This window comes from Streptomyces sp. SUK 48 (assembly GCF_009650765.1).
Lineage (GTDB): Bacteria > Actinomycetota > Actinomycetes > Streptomycetales > Streptomycetaceae > Streptomyces.
On record NZ_CP045740.1, the window covers coordinates 6,612,350 to 6,624,606 of the forward strand.

Annotated in this window: 10 protein-coding genes; 9 read left to right on the plus strand and 1 reads right to left on the minus strand. The window is 71.2% G+C overall.

What is annotated here, in order from left to right:
• Nucleotides 1-128 precede the first annotated feature (128 nt).
• From GHR20_RS29360 to rpsD, 3 genes are all read left to right on the plus strand, one after another.
• A complete protein-coding gene (locus GHR20_RS29360) occupies nt 129-782 on the plus strand; it encodes a vitamin K epoxide reductase family protein (protein WP_148027658.1) in 654 nt (217 codons plus the stop codon).
• 72 nt (nt 783-854) lie between these two features.
• Nucleotides 855-2,210, plus strand: coding sequence for a replication-associated recombination protein A (locus tag GHR20_RS29365; RefSeq protein WP_153814861.1), 1,356 nt, complete (start codon nt 855-857; stop codon nt 2,208-2,210).
• A gap of 306 nt (nt 2,211-2,516) precedes the next feature.
• Nucleotides 2,517-3,131: a 30S ribosomal protein S4 gene (rpsD, locus tag GHR20_RS29370; protein WP_046427991.1), complete on the plus strand. Its 615-nt coding sequence runs from the start codon at nt 2,517-2,519 to the stop codon at nt 3,129-3,131.
• Between the two features lie 101 nt (nt 3,132-3,232).
• Here the strand turns inward: rpsD and GHR20_RS29375 are convergent, their stop codons facing one another.
• The gene (locus GHR20_RS29375) at nt 3,233-5,368 is read right to left on the minus strand and encodes a tetratricopeptide repeat protein (RefSeq protein ID WP_153814862.1); all 2,136 of its coding nucleotides are present in this window, start codon (nt 5,366-5,368) and stop codon (nt 3,233-3,235) included.
• A 152-nt stretch (nt 5,369-5,520) separates the two neighbouring features.
• Between GHR20_RS29375 and GHR20_RS29380 the strand changes: the two genes are divergently transcribed.
• The 6 genes from GHR20_RS29380 (at nt 5,521) to GHR20_RS29405 (ending at nt 12,163) form a co-directional block, all read left to right on the plus strand.
• A complete protein-coding gene (locus GHR20_RS29380; RefSeq protein ID WP_086808818.1) occupies nt 5,521-5,976 on the plus strand; it encodes a DUF948 domain-containing protein in 456 nt (151 codons plus the stop codon).
• Between the two features lie 7 nt (nt 5,977-5,983).
• Nucleotides 5,984-6,340: a hypothetical protein gene (locus tag GHR20_RS29385; RefSeq protein ID WP_111586987.1), complete on the plus strand. Its 357-nt coding sequence runs from the start codon at nt 5,984-5,986 to the stop codon at nt 6,338-6,340.
• Nucleotides 6,340-9,012 (plus strand): alanine--tRNA ligase, encoded by a 2,673-nt coding sequence (alaS, locus tag GHR20_RS29390; protein WP_153814863.1) that lies wholly within the window; start codon nt 6,340-6,342, stop codon nt 9,010-9,012. Before GHR20_RS29385 ends, alaS begins: the two co-directional genes overlap by 1 nt.
• A 25-nt stretch (nt 9,013-9,037) precedes the next feature.
• The gene (gene ruvX / locus GHR20_RS29395) at nt 9,038-9,502 is read left to right on the plus strand and encodes a Holliday junction resolvase RuvX (RefSeq protein WP_111586989.1); all 465 of its coding nucleotides are present in this window, start codon (nt 9,038-9,040) and stop codon (nt 9,500-9,502) included.
• Between the two features lie 122 nt (nt 9,503-9,624).
• Complete coding sequence (mltG, locus tag GHR20_RS29400; RefSeq protein ID WP_153814864.1) at nt 9,625-11,343, plus strand: endolytic transglycosylase MltG; 1,719 nt, start codon at nt 9,625-9,627, stop codon at nt 11,341-11,343.
• Nucleotides 11,324-12,163, plus strand: coding sequence for a shikimate dehydrogenase (locus tag GHR20_RS29405; protein WP_153814865.1), 840 nt, complete (start codon nt 11,324-11,326; stop codon nt 12,161-12,163). Before mltG ends, GHR20_RS29405 begins: the two co-directional genes overlap by 20 nt.
• Nucleotides 12,164-12,257: the final 94 nt, after the last annotated feature.

Genomic DNA, 12,257 nt, shown 5'->3' on the forward strand with positions numbered 1-12,257 from the left:
CGGAACCGCACGGTCCGTGACCGCCGGGCGGCCTCCTTATGCACAGCGAACGGCGGACGGACGGACGGGTGCGGCACAATGGCCGGTGCCCGAAGATGGTCCAACTCTCAAGTGACGGAATCGGCGTGATGAGCAAGACGACAGTCAACGACGTCTCCGCGGTGTCCGGTCCCGACCGCCCCGCCGACGGCCGGACCGCGGGCGGCAGCCGCGCCTTCGCCCTGCTGCTGGTCATCACCGGCGCCGCCGGGCTGCTGGCCGCCTGGGTGATCACGCTCGACAAGTTCAAGATCCTCGAATACAAGGTCGCGGGCAAGACCTTCACCCCCGGGTGCAGCATGAACCCGGTGGTCTCCTGCGGCAGCGTGATGGAGAGCAAGCAGGCCGCCGCCTTCGGCTTCCCCAACCCGATGCTCGGCCTGGTCTGCTACGGCATCGTGATCTGCGTCGGCATGAGCCTGCTGACCCGCGCCCGCTTCCCGCGCTGGTACTGGCTGACCTTCAACTTCGGCACCCTCTTCGGCGTCTGCTTCGTCACCTGGCTCCAGTTCGAGTCCCTGTACCGGATCAACGCGCTCTGCCTGTGGTGCTCGCTGGCCTGGGTCGCCACGATCACCATGTTCTGGTACGTCACCTCGTTCAACGTCCGCCACGCCTTCCTGCCCGCCCCGCGCTGGCTGCGCTCCTTCCTCGGCGAGTTCACCTGGGTGCTGCCGGTCACCCACTGCGGCATCATCGCCATGCTGATCCTGACCCGCTGGGGCAGCGCCCTCTGGGCCTGAGACCCCGCCCGCGGCCCGGTCCCGGCACCGGGCCGCCGCCGCATTGTCAGTGCCGTGACTTAGGGTTTCAGCGTGGAACCCGACCTCTTCACCGCCGCAGCAGAAGAACGCCAGGAGAAGGACCCGGCGGCCAGTCCCCTGGCGGTGCGCATGCGCCCGCGCACCCTCGACGAGGTCGTGGGCCAGCAGCACCTGCTCAAGCCCGGCTCGCCCCTGCGCCGCCTGGTCGGCGAGGGCTCCGGCGGCCCCGCCGGACCGTCCTCCGTGATCCTCTGGGGCCCTCCCGGCACCGGCAAGACCACCCTCGCGTACGTGGTCTCCAAGGCCACCAACAAGCGCTTCGTGGAGCTGTCCGCGATCACCGCGGGCGTCAAGGAAGTGCGCGCGGTCATCGACGGCGCCCGCCGGGCCACCGGCGGCTTCGGCACCGAGACCGTCCTCTTCCTGGACGAGATCCACCGCTTCAGCAAGGCCCAGCAGGACTCCCTGCTGCCCGCCGTCGAGAACCGCTGGGTGACCCTGATCGCGGCCACCACCGAGAACCCCTACTTCTCGGTGATCTCCCCGCTGCTGTCCCGCTCCCTGCTGCTCACCCTCGAACCCCTCACCGACGACGACATCCGCGGCCTGCTGCGGCGCGCCCTGGACGCCGAGCGCGGCCTGAAGGGCGCGCTCACCCTCCCCGAGGACACCGAGGAACACCTGCTGCGCATCGCGGGCGGCGACGCCCGGCGCGCCCTGACCGCCCTGGAGGCCGCCGCCGGAGCCGCCCTCGACCAGGGCGAGAGCGAGATCTCCCTCGCCACCCTGGAACAGACCGTGGACCGGGCGGCGGTCACCTACGACCGCGACGGCGACCAGCACTACGACGTCGCCAGCGCCCTCATCAAGTCCATCCGCGGCTCCGACGTGGACGCGGCCCTGCACTACCTCGCCCGCATGATCGAGGCCGGCGAGGACCCCCGGTTCATCGCACGGCGCCTGATGATCTCCGCCAGCGAGGACATCGGCCTGGCCGACCCGAACGCACTGCCCATCGCGGTCGCCGCCGCCCAGGCCGTCGCCATGATCGGCTTCCCCGAGGCGGCCCTCACCCTCAGCCACGCCACCATCGCCCTCGCGCTCGCCCCCAAGTCCAACTCCGCGACGACCGCGATCGGCGCCGCCCTGGCGGACGTCCGCAAGGGCCTGGCCGGCTCGGTGCCGACGCATCTGCGCGACGGCCACTACAAGGGCGCCGCCAAACTCGGCCACGCGCAGGGATACGTGTATCCGCACGACCTGCCCGAGGGCATCGCCGAGCAGCAGTACGCCCCGGACGCGATCAAGGACCGCGAGTACTACGCGCCGACCCGGCACGGCGCCGAGGCGCGCTACGCGGACGCGGTCGACTGGACCCGCAAGCACCTCGGTCGCCGACGGTCCTGAGCAGCCTGTAGAATGCTCCGAAGCGCCCAGTCCCGTGCCGTCAGAGCGGGACAACGGGCCGGAGACCCTGTCCCCCCGGGGACGGACTCCAGGAGCGTCGCGCACCGTCGAACGGTGTCGCGGGCAGCCCACCACCACCCGGAGTTCCGGAGCGGTCGGTGGGCCACTCGCGTGCTGCACGTATGTGCCCAGATCAGGGAAGCGGCTGCCCAGCGGGTCCCGAGCGGACCGGCGGGTCTTCCCGGCTGCGGATGCGACCTCCCGAAACCTCTGGCAAGCCGAACACTACGAAACGAGATTGAGACAGTGGCGAACCAGTCCCGCCCCAAGGTCAAGAAGTCGCGTGCCCTCGGCATCGCGCTGACCCCGAAGGCCGTCAAGTACTTCGAGGCCCGCCCCTACCCGCCGGGTGAGCACGGCCGCGGCCGCAAGCAGAACTCGGACTACAAGGTCCGTCTGCTGGAGAAGCAGCGCCTGCGCGCTCAGTACGACATCTCCGAGCGCCAGCTGGTCCGCGCCTACGACCGCGCCTCCAAGGTCCAGGGCAAGACCGGTGAGGCCCTGATCGTGGAGCTGGAGCGCCGCCTCGACGCGCTGGTCCTGCGTTCGGGTCTCGCCCGCACGATCTACCAGGCCCGCCAGATGGTCGTCCACGGCCACATCCAGGTCAACGGCCAGAAGGTCGACAAGCCGTCCTTCCGTGTCCGTCCGGACGACGTCGTGCAGGTCCGCGACCGCTCCAAGGACAAGACGCTCTTCCAGATCGCCCGTGAGGGTGGCTTCGCCGCGGACGGCGAGACCCCGCGCTACCTCCAGGTGAACCTCAAGGCCCTGGCGTTCCGCCTGGACCGTGAGCCGAACCGCAAGGAGATCCCGGTGATCTGCGACGAGCAGCTCGTCGTCGAGTACTACGCCCGCTGATCCCAGCCCCGGCGCAGCACCGCACTCCGGACCGCCGTCTTCCCCGTCCCGCTGGACGGGGGAGGCGGCGGTTCCGCGTTCCCCGGGCCCGGGGAAACGTTCTACCTGCCCTGCCCCGCCTCGAGCCCCTCGCCGGTGCGCACCGCGTCCCACCGCCCCGCCCCGCGCGGCGCCGGTACCGAGGCCGGCGGCCGGTTCTCCGCCCGGCCCAACGCCCGGCTCACCGCCGCCTCCCGGTCCAGGCGCCCCCCGCGCCGTACGCACTCCTCGTACCGGGTGTCGCCGAGCGCACCGCGGGCGGCCGACTCGCACTGGACGTGCGGGGCGTTGTAGTGCGCCGAACCGAACAGGGGCAGACCCACCGAGGGCCACAGCCGGGCCGCCGCGCCCTGGAGCACGGCCGCCTCGGCGGGATCGCCCTCGGCCGCCGTCACCAGGGCGAGCAGTTCGAGGGTCAGCACCGAGCCGAGCAGATCGTCGAAGGCATGGGCGTTGCGCAGACACTCGGCCAGCAGCTCCCGCGCCCGCTCCGGCTCGCCCTCACGCCAGGCCGCGTACGCCAGGACGTACAGCGCGTACGACCGCGCCCAGCGCTCCCCGTGCTCCTCGCACACCCGGCGCACGTCCTCGCACAGCCGTACCGCGTCCGGCAGATCCCCCTGGAAGGCCCGCGCCATCGCCAGCTCGACGCGCCCCATGAGCACATTGCCGTTCAGCTCGCCGATCTCCCGGTAGCGCGCCAGCGCCGAGCGCAGCAGCGTTTCTGCACGCGGCAGATCGTCCGTGACCAGCGCCAGACACCCGAGGCGGTGCTCCGCGTACGCCAGCGCCGGCGCGTCCGCCGACCGCTCCGCCAGCTCCCGGCACGCATCCAGCGTCCGCCGCGCGGGAGCGCTGTCGCCCTGGAGCACCGCCACATAGCCGAGCACCCACAGCGCCTTCAGCCGGGACCGCTCGTAGCCCGACTCCAGCGCCACGCTCCGCTCCAGCCAGCGCCGCCCCTCCGCCAGCCGCCCGCAGCCCACCCAGCAGAACCACAGCGACCCCGCCAGGTACTGCCCCAGATGCGCCTCCGCGGGCTCGCCCAGGCAGAACTCCAGCGCGGCCCGCAGACTGGGCAGCTCCACCGCCACCCGCGCGGCCACCTCCCGCTGCCGGGGCGAGAACCACTCCAGCTCGCACCAGGTCGCCAGGCCCAGGTACCAGTCCCGGTGCCGCCGCCGCAGCCGCGCCGCGTCCCCGGTCGCCTCCAGCCAGCCGGCCCCGTAGGCCCGCACGGTGTCCAGCATCCGGTAGCGCGAACCCGCCTCGGTCTCCTCGCGGGCGATCACCGACTGGGCCAGCAGCTCCGAGAGCACATCGAGGATGTCCGTGTCGGGCAGCCCGTCCCCGCTGCACACGTATTCGACCGCCTCCAGTTCGAAGGTCCCCGCGAACACCGTGAGCCGCGCCCACAGCAGCCGCTCGGACGGCGTGCACAGCTCATGGCTCCAGCCGATCGCCGTGCGCAGCGTCCGATGCCGGGGCAGCGCGTCACGGCCGCCGCCGGTCAGCAGCCGGAACCGGTCGTCCAGCCGGTCCAGCAACTGCGCGGGGGACAGGGCCCGCAGCCGCGCCGCCGCCAGCTCCAGCGCCAGCGGGATGCCGTCGAGCCGTGCGCACAGCTCCCGCACCCCGGGATCGTCGGACACCGTGATCCCCTGCTCCCGGGCCCGCTCCGTGAGCAGCCGCACCGCCTCGTCCGTGCCGAGCGGCGCCAGCGGGAACAGCCGCTCGCCCGCGAGGCCCAGCGGACGCCGGCCCACCGCCAGCACCCGCAGCCGCGGCAGCCCGCGCAGCAACCGCGCGACCAGCTCGGCGGTGGCCGCCACCAGATGCTCGAATCCGTCGAGGACCAGCAGCATCGGGCGCCCGGCCAGCTGCTCCAGCAACGTCTCTCGCGGCGTCCGGGTGGTGTGGTCGGTCAGCCCGAGGGCCCCCGCCACCTCGTACTCCACGAACTCCGGGTCGTGCGCCGAAGCCAGCTCCACCCAGCCGTGCGGCGTCTCCCAGTCCGCCACCACCCGCGCGGCCAGCCGGGACTTGCCCACCCCGCCGGCCCCGGTCACCGTCACCAGCCGGGCCGACCGCAACGCCGCGGCGAGCCCCGCGGCCTCCGCCGTACGTCCGACGAATCCGGTCAGTTCGAGGGGCGGCTCGCCGTCGGCGAAAGGTTCTGGGCACTGAGGACCTCGCATGGGACACGGAGCGTACTGAACCGTGTTCATTCCGTACAATCGCTTCCTGTAACTCCACCGTTTCCGCCGGTAATCCGGTACGGAGCGTCCGCCCCGGCGCGATAGGCTCGGGACACGACTTTTCCGATGCTCAGGCACGTTTCAGGGAGCGGGTGCGCACAGTGTCCGGTGGCGAGGTGGCCGGAATCCTGGTGGCCGTCTTCTGGGCGATCCTGGTGTCCTTCCTCGCGGTGGCCCTCGCGAGGGTGGCCCAGACGCTCAAGGCGACCACCAAGCTCGTGGCGGACGTGACGGACCAGGCCGTCCCGCTGCTCGCGGACGCCTCCCAGGCGGTGCGCTCCGCGCAGACCCAGATCGACCGGGTCGACGCGATCGCCACCGACGTCCAGGAGGTCACCTCCAACGCCTCCGCGCTGTCCACCACCGTCGCCTCCACCTTCGGCGGCCCGCTGGTCAAGGTCGCGGCCTTCGGCTACGGCGTCCGCAGGGCGCTCGGCGGCCGCAAGGAGGAGGACGTGCCCGGGAATTCGGCCCGGCGTACGGTGATCGTGGGCCGCACGGTCCCCGCCGCACGACGCAAGCGCAACCTCCGCGGGAAGAGGGACTGACCGAGCCATGTTCCGTCGAACCTTCTGGTTCGGCACCGGCGTCGCCGCCGGTGTCTGGGCCACCACCAAGGTCAACCGCAAGCTGCGGCAGCTGACCCCCGAGAGCCTGGCCGCGACCGCGGCCAACAAGGCTCTGGAGACCGGTCAGCGCCTGAAGGACCGCGCGGTCGGCTTCGCCCTCGACGTCCGCGACAACATGGCCCAGCGGGAGGACGAGCTCCAGGAGGCCCTCGGCATCCAGGACGACGCGCTCCCGGCGCCCCGGCGGCTCACCGCCATCGAGTACACCCCGGGCACCGACCGCACCAACCCGAAGTACATCGAATCCCCGATGCACTCGTACAACCGGAATGAGGACCACTGATGGAGTCGGCCGAGATCCGCCGCCGCTGGCTGAGCTTCTACGAGGAGCGCGGTCACACCGTCGTCCCTTCGGCGTCGCTCATCGCGGACGACCCGACTCTGCTCCTCGTCCCCGCCGGCATGGTGCCCTTCAAGCCCTACTTCCTGGGCGAGGTCAAGCCGCCCTTCCAGCGCGCCACCAGCGTGCAGAAGTGCGTGCGCACGCCCGACATCGAAGAGGTCGGCAAGACCACCCGCCACGGCACGTTCTTCCAGATGTGCGGCAACTTCTCCTTCGGCGACTACTTCAAGGAAGGCGCCATCACGTACGCCTGGGAGCTGCTCACCAGCTCCCGGGACAAGGGCGGTTACGGCCTCGACCCCGAGCGCCTGTGGATCACCGTCTACCTGGACGACGACGAGGCCGAGCGGATCTGGCACGAGGTCGTCGGCGTGCCCAAGGAGCGCATCCAGCGCCTGGGCAAGAAGGACAACTTCTGGTCCATGGGCGTCCCCGGCCCCTGCGGCCCCTGCTCCGAGATCAACTACGACCGCGGCCCCGAGTTCGGCGTCGAGGGCGGCCCGGCCGTCAACGACGAGCGGTACGTGGAGATCTGGAACCTCGTCTTCATGCAGTACGAGCGGGGCGAGGGCACCGGCAAGGACGACTTCGAGATCCTCGGCGACCTGCCCAGCAAGAACATCGACACCGGCCTCGGCCTCGAACGCCTCGCCATGATTCTGCAGGGCGTGCAGAACATGTACGAGATCGACACCTCGATGGCCGTCATCGAGAAGGCCACCGAGCTGACCGGCGTCCGCTACGGCGACGCCCAGGACTCGGACGTCTCCCTGCGCGTGGTCACCGACCACATGCGCACCTCCGTGATGCTCATCGGCGACGGCGTCACCCCGGGCAACGAGGGCCGCGGCTATGTGCTGCGCCGCATCATGCGCCGCGCCATCCGCAACATGCGGCTGCTGGGCGCCACCGGGCCGGTCGTCAAGAGCCTGATCGACACCGTGATCGCCATGATGGGCCAGCAGTACCCGGAGCTGGTCACCGACCGCGAGCGCATCGAGAAGGTCGCCGTCGCCGAGGAGAACGCCTTCCTGAAGACGCTGAAGGCCGGCACCAACATCCTGGACACCGCCGTCACCGAGACCAAGCAGTCCGGCGGCGGCATCCTGTCCGGCGAGAAGGCGTTCCTGCTCCACGACACCTGGGGCTTCCCGATCGACCTCACCCTGGAGATGGCCGCCGAACAGGGCCTCGCCGTGGACGAGGAGGGCTTCCGCCGCCTGATGAAGGAGCAGCGGGAGCGCGCCAAGGCCGACGCCCAGGCCAAGAAGACCGGCCACGCCGACCTCGGTGCCTACCGTGAGATCGCCGACAGCGCCGGTGCCACCGACTTCATCGGGTACGCCGACACCGAGGGCGAGTCCACCATCGTGGGCCTCCTGGTCGACGGCGTCTCCTCGCCCGCCGCCTCCGAGGGCGACGAGGTCGAGGTCGTCCTGGACCGCACCCCGTTCTACGCCGAGGGCGGCGGCCAGATCGGCGACACCGGCCGGATCAGGGCCGACTCCGGTGCCGTGATCGAGATCCGCGACTGCCAGAAGCCGGTCCCGGGTGTGTACGTGCACAAGGGCGTCGTCCAGGTCGGCGAGGTGACCGTCGGCGCCAAGGCCCAGGCCACCATCGACGTGCGCCGCCGCAAGGCCATCGCCCGCGCCCACTCGGCCACCCACCTCACCCATCAGGCCCTGCGCGACGCCCTCGGCCCGACGGCCGCCCAGGCCGGTTCCGAGAACCAGCCGGGCCGCTTCCGCTTCGACTTCGGCTCGCCGTCCGCCGTGCCGACGGCCGTGATGAGCGACGTCGAGCAGAAGATCAACGAGGTCCTCGCCCGCGACCTCGATGTGCACGCCGAGGTCATGGGCATCGACGACGCCAAGAAGCAGGGCGCCATCGCCGAGTTCGGCGAGAAGTACGGCGAGCGGGTCCGCGTGGTGACCATCGGCGACTTCTCCAAGGAGCTGTGCGGCGGCACGCATGTGCACAACACCGCCCAGCTGGGCCTGGTGAAGCTGCTCGGCGAGTCCTCCATCGGCTCCGGTGTGCGCCGTATCGAGGCCCTGGTCGGCGTGGACGCCTACCACTTCCTCGCCCGTGAGCACACGGTCGTCAACCAGCTGACCGAGCTGCTCAAGGGCCGCTCCGAGGAGCTGCCGGAGAAGGTCTCCGCCATGCTCGGCAAGCTGAAGGACGCCGAGAAGGAGATCGAGAAGTTCCGCGCCGAGAAGGTGCTCCAGGCCGCCGCCGGGCTCGCCGACTCGGCCAAGGACGTGCGGGGCATCGCCCTGGTCACCGGCCAGGTGCCGGACGGCACCACGCCGGACGACCTGCGCAAGCTGGTCCTCGACGTGCGCGGCCGCATCCAGGGCGGCCGGGCCGCCGTGGTCGCCCTGTTCACCGTGAACAACGGCAAGCCGCTGACGGTCATCGCCACCAACGAGGCCGCCCGCGAGCGTGGTCTGAAGGCCGGCGACCTGGTGCGCACGGCCGCCAAGACCCTCGGTGGCGGCGGTGGCGGCAAGCCGGACGTCGCCCAGGGCGGCGGCCAGAACCCGGCCGCCGTCGGCGAGGCCGCCGAGGCCATCGAGCGTCTCGTCACCGAGACCGCCAAGTGATATCCGAGTAAGGAAACGGTCGGAAATGCGCAGAGGACGTCGGCTTTCGATCGACGTCGGGGACGCCCGGATCGGGGTCGCCTCGTGCGACCCCGACGGCATCCTCGCCACCCCGGTGGAGACGGTCCCCGGCCGGGACATCCCCGCCGCCCACCGCCGGTTGCGTCAACTGGTGGCGGAGTATGAGCCGATCGAGGTAGTCGTCGGTCTCCCTCGCTCTCTCAAGGGGGGCGAGGGCCCGGCCGCCGTCAAGGTCCGCGCCTTCACCCAGGAGCTCGCCCAGGGCATCACTCCGGTGCCGGTCCGCCTCGTGGACGAGCGGATGACGACCGTGACGGCCTCGCAGGGGCTGCGGGCCTCGGGCGTGAAGTCCAAGAAGGGCCGGTCCGTCATCGACCAGGCCGCGGCCGTGATCATCCTCCAGCAGGCCCTCGAATCCGAACGGGTGTCAGGTAAGCCACCCGGCGAGGGCGTCGAAGTGGTCATCTGATCGCGATACGGTAACGTTCCGCGCGATGCGGCGGCGTTCGAACAGCCGCCGCACAGCAAGAGGCGGAGCGGAAGCCGGCCCCCGAGCCGGGAGACCGTCGGCCTCGCGGCTCTAGGGGATCGATGACTGAGTATGGCCGGGGCCCAGGCTCCGAACCGTGGCATCCGCAGGACCCGTTGTACGGGGACGGCGGATGGGAAGGGCAGCAGGCGTACGCCGGCCATCAGGCTGCCTACGGCGGCCTTTCGCAGCAGCAGTACCCGCAGCAGCCGCAGCAGCAGTACGGCGGCGAGTGGACCCAGGGCTCCCAGCCCGGTTACGACGGTCAGCAGTACCCGTACTACGGCGACCAGGGCCATCCCCCGTACGACCCCCAGTACCAGGGCCAGTATCCGCAGCACCCCCAGCAGCCCGGCCATCCGCAGCAGCCCGGCCACCACCAGGGCGGCTGGGACGCGACCGGCACCCACGGCCAGGTGCCCTACGCGGCCGATCCCGGTGACCCCTACGGCCAGCAGCCCGTGGCGTACGGCGCCGAGCAGCCCGACCTCTACGGCACCGAGGACGCCTACCCCCCGCCGGAGCCCCCCGGCCGCAGGCGCCCCGAGGCCGAACCCGATCCCGAGGCGCCCGCCGACGGCGAGGAGGAGCACGCCTTCTTCGCGGGCGGCGGCGAGGACGACGAGGACGGCGAGGAGCATGAGCTGGCCGGCCGCAGGGAGCGGCGCGGCGGCAAAGGCAGAAAACCCGTCAAGAGCAAGAAACGCCGCACCGGCTGCGCCTGTATGGTCGTCGTCCTGGTCTTCGGCGGCGGCCTCGGCGGGGTCGGGTACTACGGCTACAAGTTCTACCAAAATCGTTTCGCCCCGGCCCCGGACTACGCGGGCGACGGCACCGGCGAGACGGTGACCGTCGAGATCCCCAAGGGCGCCGGCGGCTGGGACATCGGCCGGCGGCTGAAAGAGGCCGGTGTCGTCAAGAGCGCCGACGCCTTCGTCCACGCCCAGGGCACGACTCCGGGCGGCGACTCGATCCAGGCCGGCGCCTATCTCCTGAAGAAGGAGATGTCCGCCGCGAGCGCGGTGCGGATGATGCTCGACCCGAAGAGTCAGAACAATGTCGTCGTGACGCCGGGCGAGCGTAATTCCGGCGTCTATCAGGCCATCGACAAGAAGCTCGAACTCTCCGCCGGCAGCACCCAGAAGATCGCGCAGAAGGATTACAGCAGCCTCGGAGCCCCGTCCTGGGTGCAGAAGAACTCCGACATGAAGGACCCGCTGGAGGGCTTCCTCTTCCCGGGTACGTACCCGGCCGCGAAGGGCATGAAGCCGGACGCGATCCTCAAGCAGATGGTGGCCCAGGCCAAGGAGCGGTACGCCGCCTACGGCCTGGACGCGAAGGCCAAGTCCCTTGGTCTGCATGACGCGTTCGAGCTGGTCACGGTCGCGAGCCTGGTCCAGGCCGAGGGCAAGACGCACGAGGACTTCCGCAAGATGGCCGAGGTGGTCTACAACCGCCTGAAGCCCACCAACACCGAGACCAACCAGCTCCTCCAGTTCGACTCGACGTACAACTACGCCAAGGGCACCAGCAACATCCATATCTCCGAGAAGGAGATCAACAGCAACCAGAGCCCGTACAACACGTACACCCACAAGGGCCTGCCGCCCGGTCCGATCGGAAACCCCGGCGAGGACGCGCTCAAGGCGGCGCTGAATCCGACCCACGACGGCTGGATCTATTTCGTGGCGACCGACGGTACGACCAATACCGAATTCGCCAAGACCTACGAAGAATTCCAGCAACTCAAGGAAAAGTTCAATGCCAGCTCGGGCCACTGACGCCCGCCGGGCCGCCGTGCTCGGAAAGCCCATCGCCCACTCCCTCTCCCCGGTGCTGCACCGGGCCGCCTACGCCGAACTCGGGCTCACCGGCTGGTCGTACGACCGGTTCGAGGTGGACGAGGCGGAGCTGCCCGGGTTCTTCGAGAAGCTCGGGCCCGAGTGGGCGGGGCTGTCGCTGACCATGCCGTTGAAGCGGGCGGTCATCCCGCTGCTGGACGAGATCAGCGAGACCGCCGCCTCGGTCGACGCCGTCAACACCGTGGTGTTCGACGCGGACGGCCGCACACACGGGGACAACACCGATGTCCCGGGCATGGTGGCCGCGCTGCGCGAACACGGCATCGAGGAGGTCGGGTCCGCCGCGATCCTCGGCGCCGGCGCCACCGCCTCCTCCGCGCTCGCCGCCCTGTCCCGGATCTGCGCCGGCGAGGTCGTCGCCTATGTGCGCAGCGAGCCCCGCGCCGCCGAGATGCGCCAGTGGGGCCGCCGCCTCGGCGTGGACGTCCGTACGGCCGACTGGTCGGACGCGGCCGAGGCGCTGCGCGCCCCGCTGGTGATCGCCACCACCCCGGCCGGCACCACCGACGCCCTCGCCGCCGCCGTGCCCGAGCGCCCCGCCACCCTCTTCGACGTGCTCTACGAGCCCTGGCCGACCGAGCTGGCCGCCCGCTGGTCCATGTACGGCGGCGCGGTGGTCGGCGGCCTCGACCTGCTGGTCCACCAGGCCGTCCTCCAGGTCGAGCGGATGACCGGGCGCGCCCCGGCGCCGCTGGAGGCCATGCGCCGGGCCGGGGAACAGGCGCTCGCCGCCCGCTGAGCGCTCCCCGTCCGGCCCGCTGACCGCCCCCCTCGGGCCCGCCGACCGCTCCCCGTCCGGCCCGCCGGGCCCCCGTACCTCGTCCGCTTGCTGG

What these genes read in the sequence shown, in the direction of transcription:
- GHR20_RS29385 (WP_111586987.1), top strand. Translation starts at nt 5,984, where the DNA reads ATGTTCCGTCGAACCTTCTGGTTCGGCACCGGCGTCGCCGCCGGTGTC.
- GHR20_RS29375 (WP_153814862.1), bottom strand. Translation starts at nt 5,368, where the DNA reads ATGCGAGGTCCTCAGTGCCCAGAACCTTTCGCCGACGGCGAGCCGCCC.
- ruvX (WP_111586989.1), top strand. Translation starts at nt 9,038, where the DNA reads ATGCGCAGAGGACGTCGGCTTTCGATCGACGTCGGGGACGCCCGGATC.
- GHR20_RS29360 (WP_148027658.1), top strand. Translation starts at nt 129, where the DNA reads ATGAGCAAGACGACAGTCAACGACGTCTCCGCGGTGTCCGGTCCCGAC.
- GHR20_RS29405 (WP_153814865.1), top strand. Translation starts at nt 11,324, where the DNA reads ATGCCAGCTCGGGCCACTGACGCCCGCCGGGCCGCCGTGCTCGGAAAG.
- mltG (WP_153814864.1), top strand. Translation starts at nt 9,625, where the DNA reads ATGACTGAGTATGGCCGGGGCCCAGGCTCCGAACCGTGGCATCCGCAG.
- alaS (WP_153814863.1), top strand. Translation starts at nt 6,340, where the DNA reads ATGGAGTCGGCCGAGATCCGCCGCCGCTGGCTGAGCTTCTACGAGGAG.